The organism is Exiguobacterium sp. s46 (assembly GCF_018618875.1).
GTDB classification, from domain to species: Bacteria; Bacillota; Bacilli; order Exiguobacteriales; family Exiguobacteriaceae; genus Exiguobacterium_A; species Exiguobacterium_A abrahamii.
The window spans coordinates 205,479-228,257 of the sequence record NZ_JACSMY010000001.1; the positions used below are offsets into that span (position 1 = coordinate 205,479).

Consider the following 22,779-nt stretch of genomic DNA (forward strand, 5'->3'; position numbering starts at 1 on the left):
GTATTGAAGTTTTCGAAAATAGCACAAAGGGGGACATGAACATGTCAAAATTTGAATTACCAGAACTCGGCTACGCTTATGATGCGCTTGAGCCACATATCGATGCTCGTACGATGGAGATTCACCACACGAAACACCACAACACGTATGTCACGAACGTGAATGCGGCGCTTGAGGGTACAGAACATGAAGGAAAGTCACTTGAAGAACTTCTTCAAAACTTGGATGCTCTCCCAGCAAACATTCAAACTGCAGTCCGTAACAACGGTGGCGGTCACTGGAACCACTCATTCTTCTGGAAACTGTTGAAGAAGAACGATGGCGCTGCTCCAACAGGCGAACTCGCGACAGCAATCGACGAAGCATTCGGATCATTCGATGCATTCAAAGATGCATTCGCGAAAGCAGCAACAACTCGTTTTGGTTCAGGTTGGGCTTGGTTAATCGTTGACGGTGGAAAATTGGCGGTCGTTTCGACACCAAACCAAGATACACCAGTCATGGAAGGCAAAACACCAATCCTCGGTCTTGATGTTTGGGAACACGCATACTATCTCAACTACCAAAACCGTCGTCCTGATTACATCAATGCGTTCTTCAACGTCGTTGATTGGGATCACGTAGCGAAGCTTTACGCTGACGCGAAGTAATGTGAAAACTAGCGTATCGTTCAATTGTGAACGATACGCTTTTTTTAATGCGGAAAATGATGGGATAGGTTGTTATGGAAAGTTTCCTTCTATATAATGAAACAAGATGACTTTTGAACGATAGGGGAGTACGCCATGGCTAAACGAATTACCGTACGAGGAAGACGGCGTAATCATCTGCCGCTTCGTCTGAATTTAATGTTCTTCGTCGTTTTTTTATTGTTTGCGATTTTGATTTTCCGTTTAGGAGTCGTGCAAATCGTCAATGGTGAGAAAATTTCGCGGGAAGTTCAAAAAACAGAAATGATCGCATCAAAATATGAAGTGCCACGCGGAAAGATTTATGACCGGGATGGTCGTCTTTTGGTTGATACGATTTCTAAATACTCGATCGTCTACCGTCGAGCACAAACGACGAAAGTCGATGAACGCATTGAGATTGCACAGCGTCTTGCAGCAATCATTGATCTACCTAAAAAAGATTGGAAAGTCACAGAACGTGATATTAAGGATTTCTGGATCGCGACGAACACGAAAGAGTCTGATCGTCGTTATCAAGAAGCCGTCAAACAGAAATATCCTTCAGCAGAGGCACAAAGTAAACTATCAATCGCAGAACAGGATCAAATCCGATTAGATGCGATTACGAAAGACGATATCGATTATGACGATCAAACGATGGAAGTCATTGCGATCAAACATAACATGGAAGTCGGATACGCACTTGATCCGCAACTCGTCAAACTCGGTGCTTCTGCAAAAGAAATGGCGATCATCGATGAAAATCTAGAAGATTTAAAAGGTGTATCGGTGGAACCGTTCTACGAGCGTTCTTATCCATATGAAGGAACACTTCGGAACATCTTCGGGAAGTACTCGAAGATTCCAGCAGAACAACAAGCTGAGTTCAAAGCAAAAGGTTACAGCTTGAATGACCGTGTCGGAACATCATTCCTTGAACAACAGTATGAAGATCTTCTGCGCGGGAAACCAGCGTACGATGTGTATGAGACGTTCAATGGAGAGCCGGTCGGTGATCCAAAACGCGAGGAAGGCGAGTCCGGTAAAGATCTCGTTCTGACCGTGGATGCGGAATACAACAAACAAGTCGACCAAATCATGCAACAAGCCATTAAAATGGGACGTGGCATGGGTAGTCGTTATCTAAAAGAAGGTTACGCCGTCGTCATGAATCCACAGACAGGTGAGATTCTTGCGATGTCTGGTCAAAAGTTGGATCCAGCAACCGGTAAGTTCTCAGATGTCGCAATCAATAATGTATTGACGTCGCTTCAAATCGGTTCGACGATCAAAGGCGCAACGGTTGCGATGGGACTCGAAGAGGGTGTTATTCGTCAAAACGAAGTCATCAACGATACACCGATCACGATTGGTGGTACGAAAAAAGGATCGTATGTCAACATGGGTCCAATTACGGATTTAACAGCACTTGAGCGTTCATCAAACGTTTATATGTTCAACATTGCAATGCGGATGGCGAAGTACCCAAGTAACGGTATTGCCGGAGCGAGTGTGGACGGAGCAGCTGCTATCATGCAGAATTACTACAGTCAGTTCGGGCTTGGAGTGACGACGGGTGTAGATTTACCGTACGAAGCAAAAGGTGTGCAAGGAACACCTGACCGTGTCACTTTACTCATGGACCGAGTCATCGGACAATATGATGCCTTTACACCGCTACAAGTCGCACAATATATTTCAACACTTGCCAACGGTGGCTATCGTGTTCAGCCGCACTTCTTAAAAGAAGTTCTCGCGTCGAATTCGATTGAAAAAGGGACAAAACAAGTTGATTATAGCTTTAAGACGAATTATTTGAATCGAATTGAAGTCAGTCAAGATAACATTGATCATGTTCGTGAAGGATTACATCGCGTTGTCAAAGGAGAGCGTGGTACAGCAAAAATCATCGCACAAACCGGTATTGATGCAGCTGCGAAAACAGGTACAGCGCAGGTTAGTGTCTATGGTGACGATGGAATCGCCTTACGTGATGGAAGTGGACAACCAGTTCGTTCATTGAACTCGAACCTTGTCGGCTGGGCACCGTACGATAATCCAGAGGTGGCATGGGCCGTGTTCCTTCCTTATATGGAACAAGAAACCGTCAACTCAAAAATTGGTCACGATCTTGTCAAAGCGTATTTCAATGTGAAGGACGTACCATGGCAAACTAAGCCAAATTAACTAGATGGAAAACGAGAGTGAGCAATCACTCTCGTTTTTTTGTTTGCATTGACCTTTTTTTCTAATGGATTTCGAATTGTAAACACTAAAAAACACGCCTTTACAATTCTTTTACGTTGGATTCATTTCGTTTTAATAGTTCATCCGTAGTATAAGTCTTGTAAGGAAAACGGATAAAAAGTCGTAGCATCGTCAGCGACATACTTTCGAGGAGGAAAATTAATCATGTCTTGGATGAAAAAAACAGCACTCATCACAACGGTAGCATCAATCGCAGTAGTGGGGGCAGCATGTGGTAACGATAAAGGCGGTTCTGCTAGTTCATCTGATTTAAAAGGAAAAATCGCAATCGACGGTTCTTCTACTGTCTTCCCGATCATGGAAGCTGTCGGTGAAGAATATTCAATGGAACAACCTGACGTAGATGTCACAGTCGGTGTCTCTGGTACAGGTGGCGGATTCAAACGCTTCGTCGTTGGTGAAACAGATCTTTCAAACGCGTCACGTGAAATTAAAGAAGAAGAAGCGGCTGAAGCGAAAAAGAACAACATTGAATTCACGAAAATGGCACTCGCATATGATGGTTTGACTGTCGCAGTCAGCAAAGAAAATACATGGGTAAAAGAACTCTCAATGGAGCAACTCGAGAAAATCTGGCTCGACCCGAACATCAAGACTTGGAAAGATGTCGATTCTTCTTATCCGGCTGAACCATTGAAATTCTTCAGCCCAGGGAAAGATTCAGGAACATTCGACTTCTTCTCTGAGGAAGTACTTGAGAAAAAAGACATGCGTAAAGATGTTCAATTATCAGAAGACGATAACGTTCTCGTCAAAGGTGTTGAAGGAACGAAAGGCGCAATCGGATATTTCGGTTATGCGTACTACGCTGAGAATAAAGATAAGTTGAAGGAAGTACCACTTTCTGCTGAAGGAAAAGACGCAGTCGATCCAACACCAGAAACGATCAAAGATCTTTCTTATCCACTATCACGTGAAATCTACACGTACATCAATAACAAATCGATGAAAGACAAAAAACAAGTCGCTGACTTCGTTCAGTTCACGAACGAAAACGCTGGTGATCTTGCTGAAGAAGTCGGATATATCAAAATGCCACAAGATCGTTACGATGAAAACGCAAAAGCAATTGAAGACGCAATGAAATAAATCATCGAGTCATGAGGATGGCCCAACCGGGGAAGTCTGTACCGGTTGGGTCCCGTTCTCATGTCAAGAAGGAGTAGGGAGTGAAGAAGGATGAGTTCAACACAAAATAAATCGGTTCGCGAGCTGATTCAACAGAACCGACAGCAAAAATATAGTATGAAAAACGTCATGGAACGCGTCATGCCGATCGTGTTATTCCTTTGTGCGTTCGTCTCGGTCGTTACGACCATCGGCATCATTCTCACGTTAGTCATTGAAACAGAACACTTCTTCGAAGTCGTTCCGTTCAAGGAATTCTTCGGCAGTACGAGCTGGTATCCACTCAACTCACAACCAGAGTATGGAATTTGGCCACTTGTCGTCGGTACGCTTGAGATTACCGTGATTGCGATGCTAGTTGCCGTGCCGATCGGCCTCACATCAGCGATTTATTTAAGTGAGTACGCGTCAGACCGCGCACGCCGTATCTTAAAACCAATTCTTGAAGTGTTAGCAGGTGTTCCAACGATCGTCTTCGGATTCTTCGCATTGACGTTCGTCACACCATTACTCGTAAAATTAATTCCAGGTATTCAAATTTACAATGCGCTCAGTCCGGGGATCGTCGTCGGGATCATGATCATTCCGATGATCGCTTCGATTTCTGAGGATGCAATGAGCTCCGTTCCGAAAAAAATTCGCGATGGTGCGCTTGCACTCGGTTCGACACGTCTTGAAGTTGCATTGAAAGTCGTCGTTCCAGCTGCTTTATCAGGGATCATTGCATCGATCGTACTCGGTATGTCACGGGCAATCGGTGAGACGATGATCGTAACGATCGCTGGTGGTTCGAATCCGACAGCTGCGATCGATCCACTCGAGCCAGTCCAAACGATGACAGCGTATATCGTTCAGGTCGCCCTAGGTGATGCTGGATTTGGAACTGTCGAATATTACAGTATCTATGCGGTTGGTACACTCTTGTTCGTCTTCACATTAGTGATGAACTTACTTGCGAACTGGATCACACGCCGCTTCAGAGAGGAGTACTAAGATGGCCTTACCAGAAAAGCAACCTGTCTCAAAGAAATTCATCGATCCGGTCGCGGTGAAGAAATCCATTAGCCAGCGACTCGTCGTCAACAATGTCACAAAAGTCATTTTCCTTGCTGGACTGTTCTTCGGTCTCGTCGTCTTAGGTATTCTCTTGTTCGGCGTCATCCGTGACGGTGCATCATGGTTATCACTTGAGTTTCTACAAAATGCACCATCACGCCGTTCGGAACGTGCCGGGATTTATCCGGCGTTAATGGGCTCCATCTTCTTGATGCTCCTCATCATCCCGATGATTTTCATCATTGGTGTCGGGGCAGCGATTTACCTAGAAGAGTACGCGAAAAAGAGTCGGATGACTTCATTCATCGAAGTCAACATCTCAAACCTTGCAGGTGTACCATCGATCGTCTTCGGCTTACTTGGTTTGACGTTCTTCGTACGTAACATGGGCTTCGGTTCAACATTGATTGCAGGAGCATTGACACTCGCGTTGATGAGTCTTCCGGTCGTCATTGTCTCGTCCCAAGAGGCAATCCGTGCCGTTCCACAAGCGATGCGTCATGCATCACTTGCACTCGGTGCTTCGAAATGGCAAACGACGTTCAAAGTCGTTCTTCCGGCGTCACTACCGGGTGTCATCACTGGGATCATCTTGGCTGTATCTCGAGCGATTGGTGAGACAGCACCACTCATCATGGTCGGAGCTGCGATTTTCATTGCTCGTGCGCCAGAAAGTATTTTCTCAGAGTTCACAGCATTACCGATTCAAATCTACAACTGGACAAGTCGTCCACAAGCGGACTTCCAAGGACTTGCAGCGGCAGGCATCATCGTCTTAATGGTCATCCTCTTGACGATGAACTCACTTGCAATCTGGATCCGGAACCGATTCTCAAAACGCTACTAATCGAACGAGATAGATAGAAGGGATTTCTTTTAAGGAGGAAGACAGATGATGGATACGAAGCTGAATACGAAATCAGTCGTTACAGAAGGGACAGAGCGTATGAACCAACCAGTAGCAGCACGTGAGAGCGTCTATAACGTCAAAGACTTAAACTTATGGTACGGTGACGATCATGCGCTGAAAGATGTTAATCTCGATATTAAGAAAAATGAAGTCACGGCAATCATTGGACCGTCTGGTTGCGGGAAATCGACATTCATCAAAACATTGAATCGAATGGTCGAACTCGTTCCGATCGTACGGACGAATGGTGCAATCGAGTATCACGGACGTAATATCTTTGATAAAGAATACGGTGTCGAAGAATTACGGACATCGGTCGGAATGGTCTTCCAGCAACCGAACCCATTCCCAAAATCAATTTATGACAACATCGCTTATGGTCCCCGTGTCCACGGTGTCAAAAACAAAAAAATCCTCGATGAGATCGTCGAACGCAGTTTACGTCGTGCAGCGATCTGGGATGAAGTCAAAGATCGTTTGAACGAAAATGCCTATGGTCTTTCTGGTGGGCAGCAACAACGTCTTTGTATCGCACGTTGCCTTGCAATCGAACCAGATGTCATCTTGATGGATGAGCCGACATCGGCACTTGACCCGATTTCTACATTAAAAGTAGAAGAACTCGTCCAAGAATTGAAATCAGACTACTCGATCATCATCGTGACACACAACATGCAACAGGCTGCACGTGTTTCGGACAAAACAGCGTTCTTCTTGAATGGTGAAGTCGTCGAGTTCGATCAAACAGACCGGATCTTTGGAAATCCGAGTGACAAACGGACGGAAGATTACATTTCAGGACGATTCGGATAAGAAGGGGAGACGAGACGAATGGCAGCGAACCGTACGATTTTTGGAGAAAATCTTGCAATACTCGATCAAAAGGTCTTTTTACTGGCTCGTAAGACGATGCAACAGATCGCAACAACGGCAGAAGCACTCGAAAAATATGATCAAGACATCGCGCGTGGTGTCATCGAAAACGATAATGAACTCGATGATCTTGAACTTGAAATCAACGATGATGCGATTTTATTAATCGCGAAGCAACAACCCGTTGCGACGGATTTACGACGAATCATCACCGCGATGAAAATTTCGTCGGATCTCGAACGGATTGCAGATTATGCGGGGAATATCTCAAAAGCGGTTCTTCGTGTCGAAACGTTCCCGTATGTCATTGATATCTCTTTGTTGAAGGAAGCATTCGAGACATTACTGGATATGACGGAAACTGCGATCGTCGCCTATCGTGACGGAGATGTCGAGAAAGCAAAAGCCTTGTCTGATCTCGATAACGTCATTGATGAGACGACATATAAGGCACTTCGCCAGTACATGCGTCATATGTCACTTCAGCCGATCGTCGTCGATGAAGTCATGCAATTCACGAACATTTGCCGCTACATCGAGCGGATGGGTGATCACTTGACGAACGTCGGGGAGCATCTGATCTATCTCGAAAAAGGAAAACATTATGATTTAAACGGATGAATCAAGTAGGCAGGAGGAATTTCCTCTGCCTACTTTTTTTGTAAAGGGATTCGAAACACGTTTGTAGAATAGGAAAGAAGTGAATAATGACAGAGAGGTGATTGGGAATGCTTGAGCAAATCATTAAAATGAAGGAACAAGGGCTGACAACAAAACAAATCGCAGCTCAATTGGATACGACTGAAGGGAAAATCAAATATGCTTGGACTAAATATCGTAAATCGTTAACAGAACAACCTTCTGTAGCAGCGCCGAAAGTAAAATCAAAAACGGTCAAGCAGACAAAAAAGTCGACTGCACCGGTATTAGACGTCGTACCGTCTGTGCAAGTGGTACCTTCGCTAGAACGTGACGCGTTTGGAATGGCGACACATTACGAGGATGACATCCTCCACGCCATCGTTCAGTCACCGACAGCGTTATACGTCTACTGGGAATTATCTGAACTGTCGAAACAGTTGCTAGAGACGCACTATCACACGACGTTTGATTCGTTCCGTAAAGAATTACGCATCATTGATGTCACGCTTGTTGAATATGAACAAGGACAGGCAAATCGGACGTATCAATTCGAGCTACCAGAAATGACGAATGCTTGGTTCGTTCGACCAGTCGCCCCGAATACTACATACATCATCGAATGGGGCATTCAAACGATCGACGGGGACTTTGTTCCAGTACTGCGTTCAAAACCAGTCGAAACGCCACGTGACGAGCCAGTCACGGATGGACGGTTCGCGGAAGTCGTGCATCATTGGCAATACGGAGAGGTCGAACAACCGGAATGGGTCGAAGTATTACGCCCTTATTCCTATTTCGATCGCGTCCGGTAATGGAATTAGAGAGAGGGAAAGGAAGAGAAGCTATGCGAAAAGGATATTTTTCACTCGTCTTACATGCACATTTACCATATATCCGTCATGAAGAGGCACATCGTCTAGAAGAACGGTGGATGTATGAAGCGATTTCAGAAACCTATATCCCATTATTGTGGGAGGTCGATCGCTTGTCACGTCCGCTCGGCTGGACGGTCAGCATTTCGCCACCCGTCATCGAGATGCTTGCCGACCCATTGATTCAAGAGCGGTATATCGAGCATATCGAGGATACGTTACGTTTGATTCGCCAGGAACTAGAGCGAGAGCTTGCTCAAAAGGAACGAGATGCGCTTCTATTCTATCAAGAACGCTATCAAGATTTATTGAATACGTTCCTTCACTGGGAAAAAGATTTGAACCGCGCATTCCGTCATTACAAGGAGCAAGGTTATCTCGATTTGATTACGTGTACAGCGACGCACGGATTCAGTCCGCACATGTTGTCCGAACAAGCGGCACGTTCTGAAATTCAGACGGGATTGAACTGTTTCGAACGTCATTACGGATTCCGTCCATCTGGTCTTTGGATGCCAGAGTGTGCGTATACGCCAGGACTTGATCGTATTTTGTATGAAGAGGGCATTCGTTATACATTCGTTGACGAACATTCCATCTTAAACGCGGATCCGTCACCGAAACACGGAATCGGAGCACCTGTCTATTCGCCGCACGGTGTGGCACTGTTCCCGCGTGATCAAATCATTTCCGGGAAGATTTGGAGCTCTGTCATCGGATACCCGGGTCATCCGGATTACCGCGAGTTTTATCGTGACCTTGCGTACGATCGAGAGTGGGATCAAATCGCTGAGTTCATGCACCCGGAAGGCTTACGTTATGATACAGGATTGAAATTGCATCGCGTAACAGGAGAAACGGATCAAAAAGACTATTACGTCCGTGATTGGGCATGGCAACGGACGAGTGAGCATGCAGCAGACTTCGCACAAGCACTCGGTGAACATTTAGATGCGCATCAAGGACAAGACTTCCCACCGTTCCTTGTCACTGCACCATTTGATGCCGAATTGTTCGGTCACTGGTGGTTTGAAGGTCCCGACTTCCTCGGTAAAGCGATGGAACGTTTAGAAGATCAAGGAATTGAGTCGATTTCACCGGCAATCTTCCTCGAACGTCACTTCCAAGACATCGACACGGCACACGTCGCGATGGGAACGTGGGGACGAAAAGGCTACGCGGAAGTCTGGATCAACGAACGGAATGACTGGATGATTCGTCATCTCCATCAGCTTGAGAAGAGACTAGCAGGTGTCGTAGCTCGAAATCGTCATCAAGATGCATTGACTGTCAAAGCGAAGCGTCAGCTCATTCGAGAATACCTCCTCGCTGTCTCGAGCGACTGGCCGTTCATCCTCGATGGACAGACGACAGCGCAATATGCTGCGAACCGTTTCCGTGAGCACATCTTACGTTTTGAAGAAACCGAGCGTCGCCTGGATGCTGAGGAGCTGACGGTGGAATGGTTGGATGATCGATATCGCGAATATCCTTTCCTTCAAGATTCAGATATTGAACCGGATGTCTTCTTGACGGCACATGATTACTACGTGGCAGTGAAACGTGAGAAATCTTGGAATACAGACGCCATCTTATTGTTCGTCCGACAATATGATGCGTCAGACCGGCCAGCTTCAGAGCTCGCTCGACGGCTCGCTGCTGCTGGTGAGAACGTCTATGTCGTCACGGAACATCCGGAAGCGTATCGATTTGAAGAAGGTGTTCACGTTTACGGAGTGCAAGTGACAGGTCTACCGCTCGTTCAGACCTATAACCAACTGGCGGCACTAAATTTAGCCTTCTTACGCCAAGCGCAAGCCTTGAGTAAGATCGTTGATTTCGCAGTTATCCACAACTTCAACATGGAGACCGCATCAGCTGCCCAAGCTATCGCGAAGATCAAAGAGTTGCCACTTGTCAGTAACGTCTACGATGTCGAAAGTGAGCGTTCTCCTGATCGTTCAGGTGGTCTGGTCGTTGCCTTAAAACGACTTGAAGGAGATGCGTTGCGCCAATCAGCGGTTGTTTATCTAGAACGAGAAGAGTCACGTCACGGGGTGGAGCAAGAGTATCACGTCGAAAAGAAGCCGCTGCGTTTTGAAGAGAACCTTGAAAAACCATATCAACACGTGACGAATCCGAAAAAGAACGGATGAACAGTTGCAATTCCTTTCCTTTCTTGGTACGATACTTGAGTATGCTTAACCTTATGTAAAGCAAAATCACTTGATACATCGAGAGCTAGATAGGAGGGAATCCCATGCGCGTTAAAATCACATTAGCTTGCACTGAAACTGGTGACCGTACTTATATCACTAAAAAGAACAAGCGTAACAACCCAGAGCGTCTTGAGTTGAAGAAATACAACCCACGTCTCCGTAAGCACACACTTCACCGTGAAGTGAAATAATTGAGATGGAAGCCGTCACTTCGTGTGATGGCTTTTTTTGTGGAAAGGAAGACAACTATGAACAAACAAGAAGTACGCCGTCTGATTAAAGAACGACTAGATGTGATGGAGAACCGTGCGGAAAAGGAACGATTGATTCACGAACATGTCTTGTTACTACCTGAATGGCAACAAGCGACCTGTGTCGCGATCACGTTAGCTTTTCGAAATGAATGTGATACAAGAATGCTGATTGAACAAGCGTGGCAAGAGGGAAAGACGGTCTTGATACCAAAAGTAGTCGGAGACGAGATGGTCTTTTATGAACATGGACCAGAAGATCAAGTGCATGCAAATCAGATGGGGATTGCTGAACCGACCGCTTCAGCACGTCGCGCTTCACTTGCTCAAGCAGAGCTTTGCCTTGTTCCGGGTCGTGCTTATCGACGGGACGGATATCGGTTAGGGTGGGGAGGAGGCTATTACGATCGTGCACTCGTGACATATACAGGTTGCAAAGTATCGATTGCCTTTTCTGAACAACTTCTTTCAGATTTCGAAGTGGAAGCCTTTGATATTCCAGTTGACCTGATCGTTACTGACTTAGAGGTTATCCGATGTTGAGCGCGACCATTTTGTTTTGTCTATTGCTGGCTTGGACCGGACGATCTTTTCGTTTATTGACGACAAGTGGTGCGATCATGACCTTGCTCGTCGGTAGTGGTGTCTCATTCGGATTCGGTTGGCAAGGATTAGTAGTACTCTTGCTTTTCTTTGGTAGCTCGAGCTTATTATCGAAGGTCGGACGGTCCAGAAAACAATCGGTCGACTCCATCGTTGAGAAAGACGGCGCGCGTGATGGATGGCAGGTCCTTGCGAATGGAGGGCTAGCGTTCGTTGCTGCCTTAGCGTATGCCATGACGATGGATTTTGCGTATCTCTTGTTATTTCTATTCGTCATCGCAGCATCGAATGCTGATACGTGGGCATCCGAAATCGGACCGCTCTCAAAACGTGATCCATGGTCGCTCAAAACGTTACGTCGGGTACCAGCAGGAACAAGTGGAGCGATGTCGCTGATTGGAACGGTCGGTACGATCGCAGGAGCTGCGTTCATCGCGATAGCAGCGCATTGGATATTTTCTCTTTCTTTAAGGGACGTCTTACTCGTAACAAGCATCGGTGTACTTGGGAGCCTACTGGATACACTATTTGGAGCAGTAGGGCAACGCGTTTACCGATGTACGGTTTGTGGGGAATACACAGAAAAGCGAGAGCACCATGGTCAACCGACCGCTTACGTTTCGGGCATTCGATTTTTAGGGAACGATGCTGTCAATGTCTTAACGAGCGGTTTGGCAAGTGGAATCGGGTTTATCATCGTTCGATTCTGGTAACTGGAAAGTATATGAGTATGTAATTCCTTATGTTAGGATATCAATGACACAAAATGGACAAATGTGATTAATTTCACATGATACAAAGAATGTGAAAGATGTTACAATTTAATTGTGAGATAGTTAACAAACTCTTAGGACGAATGAAAGGGTGGACATAACGATATGGAATTACATGCGAAAGTGACACGGGTAGCTCTCATTGGAGCTGGTGCAGTCGGTTCAAGCTTTGCCTATCAGATGTCAACAGCTGGACTTTGTGAAGAACTTGTCATCATTGATGTCAACAAAGCCAAAGCAGAGGGCGAGGCAATGGACTTAAACCATGGAACACCATTTAGCTCTTCACCGATGCGAATATGGGCTGGCGACTACGCAGACTGCCGCGAAGCGGAAGTCGTCGTCATCACGGCAGGCGCTCCACAAAAACCAGGTGAGACAAGACTCGATCTTGTCGCAAAGAATGCGTTGATCATGAAAGAAATGATTCGTCAAATCATGGATTCCGGTTTTGATGGAATCATCGTCGTGGCTTCCAATCCGGTTGATATCATGGCACACCTTGCCTGGAAATATTCCGGTCTTCCGAAAGCACGCGTATTTGGATCAGGGACGGTGCTGGATACAGCGCGTCTGCGTCAAATGCTCGGAGAATACTTTCACATTGATTCCCGAAATGCCCATGCCTATATTCTTGGCGAACATGGTGACACGGAATTCGCAGCCTGGAGTAACAGCCGCATTTATGGAAAAACGATTGATGAACTACTTGCTGAAGACGATCGTTATTCTCAAGCAGATCTTGATCAAATCTACATCAACGTCCGAGATGCTGCTTATCATATCATCGAGCGCAAAGGGGCAACCTACTATGCGATTGGGCTTGGACTCGTTCGGATCGTTCGTGCCATCCTCGGAAATGAGAACTGTCTATTGACGGTCGGTGCGCATGTCGATGGGCAGTACGGAATTTCCGGTATCCATATTGGAGTTCCCGCCATCATCAATCGTCAAGGTGTGCGTGAAATCATTGAAGTCTCATTGACGGAAGAAGAGTTGAAGAAATTCCATCATTCTGCTGATGTATTACGTCAGACGCTTGAACCCGTCTTGCAAGGATAAGCGTACGCATCATGATGAAGGTATTACGAAATAAAGTAGCAAAAAACTCAAGTGTCGGACTTGCTTCATATTGTCCACACTTGAGTTTTTTTGATGTAGAGAACGAATACATCAAAAATCACATCTATTCGTCCGGTAGTAAAAAGAAAAAAATCTAGGTTTTATTTTACTAGAAAAGGGTTAAGTAAGAGATAGAAGCATTTTTACGTCATTTTTTTGTACGTCATGATACCCAAAAAGGAGAGAACCGACAGTCATGTATACTTTTCGAAAACTAACTAAAGAGGATGCAGAACAATACTGGAATCTACGCCTTGAGGGATTAAAAAATCATCCAGATGCATTCGGTCATTCGTTTGATGATGAACAGCAAACCCCGCTCCGCGAAGTACAAGAAGGACTTGAGGGAGAACCCGACTCCGATGAGGTTTGGCTTGGTATGTTCGACGGTGATACATTGTTTGGGTTTGGTCAGGTCAAACCATATGAATTGTCACGTGAATCGCATAAAGCGATGATTTCTGGAGTATACGTATCACCTGAATATCGCGGAGGTACTGGTCGCGCTTTAATGGAAGCCTTAATCGAGGAAGCGAAGAAGTTACCGGACGTCGAGCAAGTCATTCTTGCCGTTTTATCAGGAAACGAAGCCGCACAAAATCTTTATGAGTCGCTCGGTTTTGAAGTATATGCCGAAGATCCAGATTCCGTAAAATTAGAAGACGGCACATATCGTGATGATATTTGGATGAAGAAGTATGTCTAAGTTCTTCAGATGGTGTGGAAAGAAGCTGTAGCAAAAAAAGTGCTACAGCTTTTTCGCATGGTATCCGTAGGATATCAGTATCGGCAAAGAATGAATATTTGTTATCATGAGAACAAAGCGGATATCACGTCGTAGTCCGATTGAAAGGGAGCGAATGAACATGAAAGAAGTCATACGTACGATTGAAGAGCTTGTCTCGATTCCGAGTCCAACAGGTTCGACAAAAGAAGCGATTACATATGTAGAAAAGCGATTGATCGCAGAAGGGATCACGTATCGAAAACTTAAAAAAGGAGCGATTTTAGCGACACTACCTGGTGCTTCAACGCGTACGCGGTTACTGACGGCACACGTCGACACACTAGGAGCGATGGTGAAAGAGATTCTACCAACAGGACGACTTCGTTTATCACAACTAGGGGGATATGCTTGGACAGCGATCGAAGGAGAGAACTGTCTCATTCACAAGATGGACGGTCAAACGGTTTCAGGTACGATCGTGTTCCATCATTCGAGTGTTCATACGTCGCGCGAGACGAACAAAACGGAACGATCCGCTGATAATATCGAAGTACGATTAGACATTCGTTCGACGACAGCAGAAGAGACGCGCGTTGCGGGGATTGAAGTAGGAGACATCGTAACGTTTGATCCGCGATTCCTCTATACGGAAACGGGATTCGTGAAGTCGCGCCATCTCGATGATAAAGCATCCGTTGCTTTGTTACTTGAATTGATCAAGGAATGGAAAACAATCGAACTACCACACACGGTCCAGATTCTGATTTCAAATTACGAAGAAGTCGGATTCGGTGGGAATGCTGGATTCACGGACGAGGTCGCAGAATACATCGCGGTCGACATGGGAGCGCTAGGAGACGGTCAGCATTCGGATGAATTCACGGTCTCGATCTGTGCGAAAGATGGTTCAGGTCCATATGACTTGGCTTTACGACACCAGTTAACGCGCTTAGCACAACGAAATAGTATTCCATATAAAGTTGATATCTATCCGTTCTATAGCTCGGATGCCTCAGCAGCAGTAAGTGCGGGTCACGACGTCCGGCACGGATTGTTCGGTCCGGGAATCGAATCGAGTCATTCGTACGAACGTACGCATGAGACGTCGTTACAAGCGACATATGATTTGCTACATGCCTATGTAAAGGAGCCGATGGTCGATGAAGACACTGTATGACGTACAGCAATTACTCAAGACATACGGGACATTCATCTATCTTGGGGACCGGGCGTCCGATATCGCGATGATGATGCTTGAACTCGATGAATTACAAGAAGCAGGCGTTTTGGAACAACGACAGTACGATTCAGCAAAACTAATCTTGCGACATGAATTAAAGCGTTCACAATCCGATAACATTTAAGGTTGTGCAACCCTTTGCGCAAACGAGTTATGTCCGGTAAAATGAGGAAGCAGACATTATATGAGTATAGGGGAGACGAAGCAATGAAATGGTTACTCGGCATTGATATCGGCGGAACGACAGTCAAGATGGCAATTTTGGATTTGCAAGGGATCATCGTAGAAAAGTGGGAAATCGAGACGGTCGTTTTGAATGATGGCGTACAAATTCCTGGAGATATCGCAAAATCCTTCTTTGAGAAGTGTCAAGAGAGCAATAAACGACCAGAAGATTTCGTTGGAGCGGGCATCGGTGCGCCGGGATTCATTGATTTCAATACAGGTGTCGTTGAGAAAGCGGTCAATATCGGTTGGAGTAATTTTGAACTCATCGGTGAATTCGAGCGTTTGACGGGTTTACCGGCTGTTCTTGAAAATGATGCGAACGCAGCGGCAATCGGTGAGATGTGGAAAGGTGCCGGTAGTGGTGCAACCGAACTCCTTGCGGTCACACTCGGTACGGGCGTCGGTGGTGGTTTGATCACGAACGGACAAATCGTGCATGGTACAGTCGGAATGGCTGGAGAAATCGGTCATATCACGATGTTGCCTGAAGGTGGCGTTCTATGTGGATGTGGTCGTAAAGGATGTCTTGAGACGATCGCGTCAGCAACAGGGATTGCCCGTCTTGGTCTTGAGAAGCGTAAAGGGAAGGAAACGTTACTCAACGACATCAAGGCAGTGACGGCGAAAGACGTATTCGAAGCGTATGAGAAAGGGGACCGGATCGCAACGGAAGTCGTAGAAGAAGTGACGTTCCACCTCGGTCTTGCCATCTCCAACTTAGCGAACAGTATCAACCCGGAAATCATCGTCATCGGTGGTGGTGTCTCAAAAGCGGGCGAGACATTGCTTGCACCACTCCGTCAACAGTTCGAACGCTTTGCTTTACCACGGGTTTTCGGATCGACGACGTTCAAGATTGCCGAGCTTGGAAACGATGCCGGAGTCATCGGCTGTGCATGGCTTGCGAAGCAGATGTTTCTCAAAAAATGATAATATTCAATTTCAGTAAAAGGTTCGCTTCGGCGAATCTTTTTTTTGTTTACAAACGTACAGTAATTATGTGATTGTTAAGTATCTTCCGGATTCCAGTTGCATTTTTGTAAAACTAAGCGTAAAATTTTCACGTGATATGGGTATATGTAAATTATGATGTAAGTTGTGTGAACTGAAAGCAGAAAGCACATGTAAATTAGGAGGCAGGTTTTTATGCAGCAAGACGCAAACATCTGGTCGCGAATGCGCCTAAAGATGGGTCAAGGCGTTCGCAGCACCTATAAAGAGCATAAGCTCTTTTGGATTGCGACCTTATTGATTTGGTTAAAAACGTATTTAGCGTATACACTTTTCTTCAACGTTCCCGTAACAAACTCTGCGCAAGCATTCATTCTACTAATTAACCCAATTAGTTCAGCGCTCTTCATGTTCGGGTTCAGCTTCTTCTTCCGGGGAAATGTTCAAAAATGGTTCATCTACGGTACATTGTTCGTCGCGACACTCATTTTATATGCGGACATCATTTTCTTCCGCTTCTTTAATGACTATCTGACGTTGCCGGTATTGTTCCAAACATCGAATGCAGAGACCGTTTCTGCATCGCTCGGGTCACTCTTGAACTGGTCCGATTTATTGATTGTCGGAGACTTGATCATCTTACCGTTCTTCCTACGGAAAATGGACATGTCAAAAAATGTTGCGTCACGTGGACGCGCGATTCTCGCATTCGTTGCAGCAGTTGTCGTTTTCCTTGGAAACTTGACGCTCGCTGAGACAGAACGTCCAGAATTGCTCACACGTGCCTTCGACCGAGAATTGCTCGTTAAAAACATCGGAACATTTAACTTCCATATGTATGATGCACTCATTCAGTCGAAGACATCTGCGCAAAAAGCACTCGCAGACAGTTCTGAACTGTCGGAAGTTCAAAGCTTCATTGATTCAAAACATGCCGAACCGAACCCAGCTATGTTCGGAAAGTACAAAGGAAAGAACGTCATCGTCGTTTCCTTTGAGTCGGCACAATCCTTTGCAGTTGGATTAAAAGCACCAAACGGACAAGAGATTACACCGAACCTGAATAAGTTGATCAAGGAATCGCATTCATGGGATAACTTCTATCACAACACAGGACAAGGGAAAACGGCAGATGCTGAGTTCATTCTCGAAAACTCGATCTATCCACTTGGACGCGGTGCAGCATTCTTTACGAACGGAGAAAACGAATTCCGGGCAACTCCTGAAATGTTGAAAGAAGACGGCTATTATTCAGCTGTTTTCCATGCAAACAACAAATCGTTCTGGAACCGAGACATCGTCTACAATAGCTTTGGCGTCGATCGTTTCTTCTCAGAGACGGATTATGACCTAGGTGATCCAGCAGATTTGACGGAGTGGGGCTTGCTCGATGATAAATTCTTTGAACAGTCATTGCCGATGTTGAAAGATTTACCACGTCCGTTCTATTCGAAGTTCATCACATTGACGAACCACTATCCATTTGAGATGCCAAAACCAGAAGATGAACTCGTACCACCGCTTGAGACAAGTTCTACGACGTTGAACCATTATGTTCAGGCACTAGCGTATCAAGATATGGCACTCGGTAAATTCATCGAGGGTCTGAAAAAAGATGGTACGTGGGATGACACGATCTTCATGGTCTATGGCGACCACTATGGTATCTCGACGAACCACAATGCTGCGATGGCAGAACTCATGAACAAAGATGAGTTGACACCGTATGATGTCGCGCAATTGCAACGTGTACCATTCGTGATCCATTTACCGGGTCAAACGAAAGGTGTGAAACATGAAGACGTCGCGAGCCAAATCGACATTAAACCGACATTGCTACATCTGTTAGGACAAGACTTCAAGAATGAAGTATTGTTCGGTACCGATCTCTTCTCGAAGCAGCACAAGGATTATGCGCTGTTCCGCGATGGTTCCGTCATAACAGACAAAACGGTCTATACGCAGGAAACATGTTATGATCGTCAGACAGGTGAAGAAGTAAAAGATGGAGAGTTAGCGGAGATGTGTAAACAATCTACGAAACAATCCGAGAAGGAGTTAGGACTTTCGGATAAAGTCATCTATGGTGACTTGCTCCGTTTCCTTCAAACTTCAAAATAAGATGAGGAAAACGAATCTACTTTCGAGTGGATTCGTTTTTTTTTTTTGTAGAAAGGCAAATAAAAAGAGAGATGCGTGAGGCATCTCTCTTCAGATTTTAGACAAAAGGGCTGACACCAAAAAATGACGCATCTTTTCACGCCCTTTCCTCAGACGAGACACAAGCCAGTTTTCCTGCTTCATTTAAGCAGGAAAGCGGGTCTTGTTCGTCTCTGACAGCGCATAAATGCGCTTTTCCCTGTAGGAGTGGCGTGTGACGCGTCATTCTTTTTATTACGAGATAAGGGAGGCAGATCATCAATCTGCCTCCCTTATCTTTGTAGATACTGACTTTTGAGTCAGCCTCTTTTTAGCGTATCTTGATTACGATGGAATACCGCCGTAAATCAATGTCGCAATCCCGAACCAGCCGAATAAGACGACAGTCAGACCTGCGAATACGAGTGGAAACATTTGGCGTTTCTTAAGTGAACGAACGACGGCCCAAACGCCGACGAGTGCGACGAAGAAGAAAAGCCAACCGATTGGTTGATCCAAATGCATGACGTACTCCCCCTTAAACAATCACGTTATGAATTTCACGAAGATTTCACTTAAATCTCACTTTTTAGTTTATCCGACTCGCGGGATAAAGTCGAGAGGGCGTTGCAGGAACTTTCGACAATTTCGTGTATAGTAGGAGAAGAGTCTATTGTAAAGGGGTTTTATAGAATGGAAATCGTAATGATCACTTCCGGTATGGCATCTGAGAATGGTTATTTGTTATTTAAAGATAAGGAATGTCTCCTCATTGATCCGGGTACAGAAGATATGCGGTTTTTCGATGAGATTGAAAGTCGGGGAGCAACATTAAAAGCGATTTTGTTGACGCATGCGCATTTTGACCACATTGGTGGTGTGGATATGTTACGACGCTTCACGGAAGCCCCTGTCTACGTGCATCCGGAAGAAGCAGGATGGCTCGGTAATCCAGAATGGAATGGTTCAGCAAAATTTGGAATGCCACCGATGCGGATGAAACCAGCGGATCATTTGTTGCAACCAGGACGATTGACGATCGGTAGCTTTTCGATGCATGTACTTGAGACGCCAGGACACTCACCAGGAAGTGTGACGTTCTACTTTAAAGGAGAACGGATCGCGTTCGGTGGAGATCTCCTGTTCCAGCAAGGCGTCGGACGAACGGATCTACACGGTGGGGATCAAGACGTATTGATGCGTTCACTGGATCGACTCATCGCGGAACTACCGGCAGATACGACGGTTTATCCAGGGCATGGTCCGAGTACGACGATTCGTCAAGAAATGAAATCGAATCCATTCCTCTGACTAAAAAAACTCGCCATCCAAAAGGATGACGAGTTTTTTTCATTACATCTGGAAGTTCGACCAGTACGTAAAGACGATGAAAAATACAGTTAAGTAAGCTCCAAAGATATAGACATACGTTTTTTCAGTTAAGCGCAAGTAACCGAGCGCTGCAAAAAATACAGTTTGTGCTAAGAAGACGAAGCCCATGACTAAAAATGAATCCGTATGCTCACTTGAGCTTGCATCGCCACCCAATGCGCCGATAAATGCCATGACTGCGATGATACCAGTCCAGAAACCGAGTACGCGGTACATTCTCCCCATTCCTATAACCCCCTAAATCCGACAGATAGTCAATATACGTACTTATTTTACCAAGCAAACAATCATCCGTCCATCCTGTTCTAGTGATTGTTAAGGAATAACTGTGAACAAAAGATGAAGTTTCAAAAAAAGTTGTACAATAGTTGTACAAAAGGTGTACAAAGTCAAATTGACGTGCTATAGTAACTGTAATGAAACCCCACACTTTGAGAGGAGGAGCAAAAATGACGAATGAGTTAGTCTTTTTCACATACCCAAGCTGTACATCATGTCGTAAAACGAAATCATGGTTAAAAGAGGAACATGTTGATGTAGAGGAACGTCATCTGTTCAGAAATGCTCCAACAGTTGATGAACTCATGGAACTGTTGAAATTATCGACGGATGGGATTGAAAGTTTGCTCGCAACACGCAGTCAAGCCTTCAAGGATCTCGGCATTGATATTGAAGACATGAAACTCAGTGAGTTATTACGCCTCATGAGTGACAATCCGAAATTATTACGCCGCCCAATCATCACTGATGGAAAACAACTTGTTATCGGATACGATAAACCAGGTCTTGAGACATTGGCGAAGCGTAAACATCGGACAATCGCACACGTATCGTAAAGAAGCCGGTTTGGTCGGCTTCTTTTTTTTGTGTATTGTTTGCGGTAGGGAGGTGAAGAGAAATGAAGGAATGGACGACACAACTCATGGAACGATTCGAATCACTTGGTGCAACAGATGTTCATTTCGTACCGAATGAAGCTTGCGTCCGAATCGTTTGTCGAACGGGTGACGGTTTGTGTGAACAAGAAGAGGTGGAATTGACGCGTTATCGAACGCTTGTCAGTCATGTTCGCTATGAGGCGAACTTAAAGGAACAAAATGAGCGGATTCCGCAAAGTGGTTTGTATCCGCACGGGAAAAAGGGAATGCGTGTCTCGTTGTTGCCGAGTCGACAAGGGGATGCGATGTCGTGGCGATTTTATCGTTCGACGGTCTCTCAAGAAACGGCTTTACGAACGTTACACGATCAATTGGACTTTGCTTGGTTAGCTGAACAACGACACGGGTGTATCGTCATTTCTGGATCGACAGGTGCAGGAAAGACGACGATGTTATATTCCTTGATGAGTGCGATGGAAGAAAAGCGAATCATCTCGATTGAAGATCCGGTGGAGTGTACGGTACCAAACGTCTTGCAACTGGAACTAAATGAAAAAGCAGGCTTCACTGCTACGCGATGTTTTGAGGAAATATTGCGAGCGGATCCGGATTGGATTGCTTTTGGTGAGGTGCGGACGAGAGAGGCAGCACGTTTGACGATGAATGCCGCACTTAGTGGTCACGTCGTGTTATTTACATTACACGCTGGAAGTATTGATGAGGCGCGATTGCGATTGCGCAGTTTAGGGATCGAAGAGTCAGAACTAGCTGTCTGTCAACGTATCATTCATCTCGAGCGAAAAGGAGAGGATGTCCGCTGTACCGTCAGAAACTTACAAGCCGCGATCAAAGTCGGTTCTTAAAACGATATCACCGTTTGTTATCAAAAGGCATTTCCGCGAAAGAGACGTTACTCATTTTAAAACGATTCGAGCGTCAGCCGTTCGCGGAAGTAGTCGGAGAAATGGAACAACGTCTTGAGAAAGGAGACTCCTTTGCAGCATCGCTTGAACCGCTTGCGTTAACGAATACCTTAAAACGACTTCTTTTCGTTGGAGAAAGGACAGAGCGACCATTGCTCGTTCTTCGCCAAATCGTGAAACTGCTCGACCTCGAAACAGAAATGCGATCGAAGTTTTGGAAGATGATTCGGTATCCGCTTGTTCTAGCGACCAGTCTATTCCTTCTGTTCTTCTTTTACGCCCTCTACGTATTTCCGTCTCTCCTCGAGATGTCGGACCCGAAGACTCTCCCCTCATTTCTGCATCTCCTTCTTCACCCCTCTGCGAAATATCTGCTCGCAAGTATTCCCGTTATTTTGTTGACCTCCGGGTACCTCTTTTTTCGCTTCTTTCCGTTAAACCGTGTTTTACGACTGAAACCGCTACAGCGTTTGATTCGCCTCTACTACAGCTATTTATTCACGATCGAAGTAGGATCATTCATCGATGCTGGCTTCTCACTCGAAGAGACCTTTCGCCATCTAGAGCAAGGACAAGCGAATAAAAAAGGGCATCTCTATGCTCGTCTACATGCTAAACAACAGGCAGGGGAACCACTTGCAGAAGCGCTTGGCGAAGATGAGATCGTCGAAGCCGAGACGATTGGAATCGTCCATTTGGCACGGGAAAGTGGCGATCTTGGACCGTTGTTGCTTGAACAAGCGACACTCTTACATGAGTCGATGGAAGAGGAACTAGAGAAAAAGTTGTTATGGATCGAGCCGATTTTGTACGGTGGATTGACGATCATGACGGGAACGTTGTTTCTCATCTTGTATTATCCGATACAGCTAGCGATACAGCAGCTTCCATTCTAAACAGAGGAGACGATACG

24 protein-coding genes are annotated in these 22,779 nt (G+C 45.5%); 22 read left to right on the forward strand and 2 right to left on the reverse strand.

Going from position 1 to position 22,779, the window contains the following annotated elements; genetic code table 11:
• The first annotated feature begins 41 nt into the window (after positions 1-41).
• The 18 genes from KNQ08_RS01045 to KNQ08_RS01130 all read left to right on the forward strand — a co-directional run bounded on the left by KNQ08_RS01045 (position 42) and on the right by KNQ08_RS01130 (position 18,655).
• Positions 42-650, forward strand: coding sequence for a superoxide dismutase (locus KNQ08_RS01045; protein WP_064300301.1), 609 nt, complete (start codon positions 42-44; stop codon positions 648-650).
• Between the two features lie 135 nt (positions 651-785).
• A complete protein-coding gene (locus KNQ08_RS01050) occupies positions 786-2,858 on the forward strand; it encodes a peptidoglycan D,D-transpeptidase FtsI family protein (RefSeq protein ID WP_214804405.1) in 2,073 nt (690 codons plus the stop codon).
• Between the two features lie 225 nt (positions 2,859-3,083).
• Positions 3,084-4,028, forward strand: a complete 945-nt coding sequence (locus KNQ08_RS01055; RefSeq protein WP_047396434.1) for a PstS family phosphate ABC transporter substrate-binding protein — start codon at positions 3,084-3,086, stop codon at positions 4,026-4,028.
• A 90-nt stretch (positions 4,029-4,118) separates the two neighbouring features.
• On the forward strand, positions 4,119-5,060 hold the full coding sequence (gene pstC, locus KNQ08_RS01060) for a phosphate ABC transporter permease subunit PstC (RefSeq protein ID WP_047396437.1): 942 nt from the start codon (positions 4,119-4,121) through the stop codon (positions 5,058-5,060).
• A 1-nt stretch (position 5,061) separates the two neighbouring features.
• Positions 5,062-5,970, forward strand: a complete 909-nt coding sequence (gene pstA / locus KNQ08_RS01065; protein ID WP_029341063.1) for a phosphate ABC transporter permease PstA — start codon at positions 5,062-5,064, stop codon at positions 5,968-5,970.
• Positions 5,971-6,069: 99 nt separating this feature from the next.
• Positions 6,070-6,846, forward strand: a complete 777-nt coding sequence (gene pstB, locus KNQ08_RS01070) for a phosphate ABC transporter ATP-binding protein PstB (protein ID WP_053454494.1) — start codon at positions 6,070-6,072, stop codon at positions 6,844-6,846.
• Between the two features lie 18 nt (positions 6,847-6,864).
• Entirely contained in the window at positions 6,865-7,527 is a 663-nt protein-coding gene (gene phoU, locus KNQ08_RS01075) for a phosphate signaling complex protein PhoU (RefSeq protein ID WP_050678392.1), read from the forward strand.
• A gap of 107 nt (positions 7,528-7,634) precedes the next feature.
• Positions 7,635-8,360: a DUF4912 domain-containing protein gene (locus KNQ08_RS01080; protein ID WP_064300297.1), complete on the forward strand. Its 726-nt coding sequence runs from the start codon at positions 7,635-7,637 to the stop codon at positions 8,358-8,360.
• A gap of 32 nt (positions 8,361-8,392) precedes the next feature.
• On the forward strand, positions 8,393-10,576 hold the full coding sequence (locus KNQ08_RS01085; RefSeq protein ID WP_214724455.1) for a 1,4-alpha-glucan branching protein domain-containing protein: 2,184 nt from the start codon (positions 8,393-8,395) through the stop codon (positions 10,574-10,576).
• Positions 10,577-10,680: 104 nt separating this feature from the next.
• Positions 10,681-10,830, forward strand: coding sequence for a 50S ribosomal protein L33 (rpmG, locus tag KNQ08_RS01090; RefSeq protein ID WP_012369771.1), 150 nt, complete (start codon positions 10,681-10,683; stop codon positions 10,828-10,830).
• A 57-nt stretch (positions 10,831-10,887) separates the two neighbouring features.
• Positions 10,888-11,433 (forward strand): 5-formyltetrahydrofolate cyclo-ligase, encoded by a 546-nt coding sequence (locus KNQ08_RS01095; protein WP_214804407.1) that lies wholly within the window; start codon positions 10,888-10,890, stop codon positions 11,431-11,433.
• Positions 11,427-12,206 carry a DUF92 domain-containing protein gene (locus tag KNQ08_RS01100; RefSeq protein WP_149426962.1) on the forward strand — a complete coding sequence of 260 codons (780 nt, stop codon included), beginning with the start codon at positions 11,427-11,429 and terminating at the stop codon, positions 12,204-12,206. Before KNQ08_RS01095 ends, KNQ08_RS01100 begins: the two co-directional genes overlap by 7 nt.
• Before the next feature lie 165 nt (positions 12,207-12,371).
• The gene (locus tag KNQ08_RS01105) at positions 12,372-13,328 is read left to right on the forward strand and encodes an L-lactate dehydrogenase (RefSeq protein ID WP_214769069.1); all 957 of its coding nucleotides are present in this window, start codon (positions 12,372-12,374) and stop codon (positions 13,326-13,328) included.
• Positions 13,329-13,584: 256 nt separating this feature from the next.
• Positions 13,585-14,094: a GNAT family N-acetyltransferase gene (locus KNQ08_RS01110; protein ID WP_023467548.1), complete on the forward strand. Its 510-nt coding sequence runs from the start codon at positions 13,585-13,587 to the stop codon at positions 14,092-14,094.
• Positions 14,095-14,254: 160 nt separating this feature from the next.
• A complete protein-coding gene (locus KNQ08_RS01115; protein WP_214804409.1) occupies positions 14,255-15,292 on the forward strand; it encodes a M42 family metallopeptidase in 1,038 nt (345 codons plus the stop codon).
• Positions 15,276-15,479: a YqgQ family protein gene (locus tag KNQ08_RS01120; RefSeq protein ID WP_023467550.1), complete on the forward strand. Its 204-nt coding sequence runs from the start codon at positions 15,276-15,278 to the stop codon at positions 15,477-15,479. The genes KNQ08_RS01115 and KNQ08_RS01120 overlap by 17 nt, the downstream gene beginning before the upstream one ends.
• Before the next feature lie 83 nt (positions 15,480-15,562).
• Positions 15,563-16,513, forward strand: coding sequence for an ROK family glucokinase (locus KNQ08_RS01125; protein ID WP_149426965.1), 951 nt, complete (start codon positions 15,563-15,565; stop codon positions 16,511-16,513).
• 216 nt (positions 16,514-16,729) lie between these two features.
• Positions 16,730-18,655: an LTA synthase family protein gene (locus tag KNQ08_RS01130; protein ID WP_023467552.1), complete on the forward strand. Its 1,926-nt coding sequence runs from the start codon at positions 16,730-16,732 to the stop codon at positions 18,653-18,655.
• 363 nt (positions 18,656-19,018) lie between these two features.
• On the opposite strand, the gene KNQ08_RS01135 is transcribed toward KNQ08_RS01130, so the two are convergent.
• Complete coding sequence (locus KNQ08_RS01135) at positions 19,019-19,198, reverse strand: DUF2759 domain-containing protein (protein WP_023467553.1); 180 nt, start codon at positions 19,196-19,198, stop codon at positions 19,019-19,021.
• Between the two features lie 168 nt (positions 19,199-19,366).
• Between KNQ08_RS01135 and KNQ08_RS01140 the strand changes: the two genes are divergently transcribed.
• A complete protein-coding gene (locus KNQ08_RS01140) occupies positions 19,367-19,984 on the forward strand; it encodes an MBL fold metallo-hydrolase (protein WP_214724463.1) in 618 nt (205 codons plus the stop codon).
• 42 nt (positions 19,985-20,026) lie between these two features.
• On the opposite strand, the gene KNQ08_RS01145 is transcribed toward KNQ08_RS01140, so the two are convergent.
• On the reverse strand, positions 20,027-20,290 hold the full coding sequence (locus tag KNQ08_RS01145; RefSeq protein ID WP_023467555.1) for a DUF2626 family protein: 264 nt from the start codon (positions 20,288-20,290) through the stop codon (positions 20,027-20,029).
• 224 nt (positions 20,291-20,514) lie between these two features.
• On the opposite strand from KNQ08_RS01145, the gene KNQ08_RS01150 reads away from it, so the two are divergent.
• From KNQ08_RS01150 to KNQ08_RS01160, 3 genes are all read left to right on the forward strand, one after another.
• Entirely contained in the window at positions 20,515-20,901 is a 387-nt protein-coding gene (locus tag KNQ08_RS01150; protein ID WP_023467556.1) for a Spx/MgsR family RNA polymerase-binding regulatory protein, read from the forward strand.
• Positions 20,902-20,963: 62 nt separating this feature from the next.
• A complete protein-coding gene (locus KNQ08_RS01155) occupies positions 20,964-21,806 on the forward strand; it encodes an ATPase, T2SS/T4P/T4SS family (RefSeq protein WP_149426967.1) in 843 nt (280 codons plus the stop codon).
• Positions 21,807-21,820: 14 nt separating this feature from the next.
• Positions 21,821-22,762 carry a type II secretion system F family protein gene (locus tag KNQ08_RS01160; RefSeq protein WP_244290104.1) on the forward strand — a complete coding sequence of 314 codons (942 nt, stop codon included), beginning with the start codon at positions 21,821-21,823 and terminating at the stop codon, positions 22,760-22,762.
• Positions 22,763-22,779: the final 17 nt, after the last annotated feature.

What these genes read in the sequence shown, in the direction of transcription:
- KNQ08_RS01095 (WP_214804407.1), top strand. Translation starts at nt 10,888, where the DNA reads ATGAACAAACAAGAAGTACGCCGTCTGATTAAAGAACGACTAGATGTG.
- KNQ08_RS01085 (WP_214724455.1), top strand. Translation starts at nt 8,393, where the DNA reads ATGCGAAAAGGATATTTTTCACTCGTCTTACATGCACATTTACCATAT.
- KNQ08_RS01055 (WP_047396434.1), top strand. Translation starts at nt 3,084, where the DNA reads ATGTCTTGGATGAAAAAAACAGCACTCATCACAACGGTAGCATCAATC.
- pstA (WP_029341063.1), top strand. Translation starts at nt 5,062, where the DNA reads ATGGCCTTACCAGAAAAGCAACCTGTCTCAAAGAAATTCATCGATCCG.
- KNQ08_RS01130 (WP_023467552.1), top strand. Translation starts at nt 16,730, where the DNA reads ATGCAGCAAGACGCAAACATCTGGTCGCGAATGCGCCTAAAGATGGGT.
- phoU (WP_050678392.1), top strand. Translation starts at nt 6,865, where the DNA reads ATGGCAGCGAACCGTACGATTTTTGGAGAAAATCTTGCAATACTCGAT.
- pstC (WP_047396437.1), top strand. Translation starts at nt 4,119, where the DNA reads ATGAGTTCAACACAAAATAAATCGGTTCGCGAGCTGATTCAACAGAAC.
- KNQ08_RS01105 (WP_214769069.1), top strand. Translation starts at nt 12,372, where the DNA reads ATGGAATTACATGCGAAAGTGACACGGGTAGCTCTCATTGGAGCTGGT.
- KNQ08_RS01110 (WP_023467548.1), top strand. Translation starts at nt 13,585, where the DNA reads ATGTATACTTTTCGAAAACTAACTAAAGAGGATGCAGAACAATACTGG.
- KNQ08_RS01080 (WP_064300297.1), top strand. Translation starts at nt 7,635, where the DNA reads ATGCTTGAGCAAATCATTAAAATGAAGGAACAAGGGCTGACAACAAAA.
- KNQ08_RS01100 (WP_149426962.1), top strand. Translation starts at nt 11,427, where the DNA reads ATGTTGAGCGCGACCATTTTGTTTTGTCTATTGCTGGCTTGGACCGGA.
- pstB (WP_053454494.1), top strand. Translation starts at nt 6,070, where the DNA reads ATGAACCAACCAGTAGCAGCACGTGAGAGCGTCTATAACGTCAAAGAC.
- KNQ08_RS01140 (WP_214724463.1), top strand. Translation starts at nt 19,367, where the DNA reads ATGGAAATCGTAATGATCACTTCCGGTATGGCATCTGAGAATGGTTAT.
- KNQ08_RS01155 (WP_149426967.1), top strand. Translation starts at nt 20,964, where the DNA reads ATGAAGGAATGGACGACACAACTCATGGAACGATTCGAATCACTTGGT.
- KNQ08_RS01045 (WP_064300301.1), top strand. Translation starts at nt 42, where the DNA reads ATGTCAAAATTTGAATTACCAGAACTCGGCTACGCTTATGATGCGCTT.
- KNQ08_RS01135 (WP_023467553.1), bottom strand. Translation starts at nt 19,198, where the DNA reads ATGCATTTGGATCAACCAATCGGTTGGCTTTTCTTCTTCGTCGCACTC.
- KNQ08_RS01120 (WP_023467550.1), top strand. Translation starts at nt 15,276, where the DNA reads ATGAAGACACTGTATGACGTACAGCAATTACTCAAGACATACGGGACA.
- KNQ08_RS01115 (WP_214804409.1), top strand. Translation starts at nt 14,255, where the DNA reads ATGAAAGAAGTCATACGTACGATTGAAGAGCTTGTCTCGATTCCGAGT.
- KNQ08_RS01145 (WP_023467555.1), bottom strand. Translation starts at nt 20,290, where the DNA reads ATGGGGAGAATGTACCGCGTACTCGGTTTCTGGACTGGTATCATCGCA.
- rpmG (WP_012369771.1), top strand. Translation starts at nt 10,681, where the DNA reads ATGCGCGTTAAAATCACATTAGCTTGCACTGAAACTGGTGACCGTACT.
- KNQ08_RS01050 (WP_214804405.1), top strand. Translation starts at nt 786, where the DNA reads ATGGCTAAACGAATTACCGTACGAGGAAGACGGCGTAATCATCTGCCG.
- KNQ08_RS01125 (WP_149426965.1), top strand. Translation starts at nt 15,563, where the DNA reads ATGAAATGGTTACTCGGCATTGATATCGGCGGAACGACAGTCAAGATG.
- KNQ08_RS01150 (WP_023467556.1), top strand. Translation starts at nt 20,515, where the DNA reads ATGACGAATGAGTTAGTCTTTTTCACATACCCAAGCTGTACATCATGT.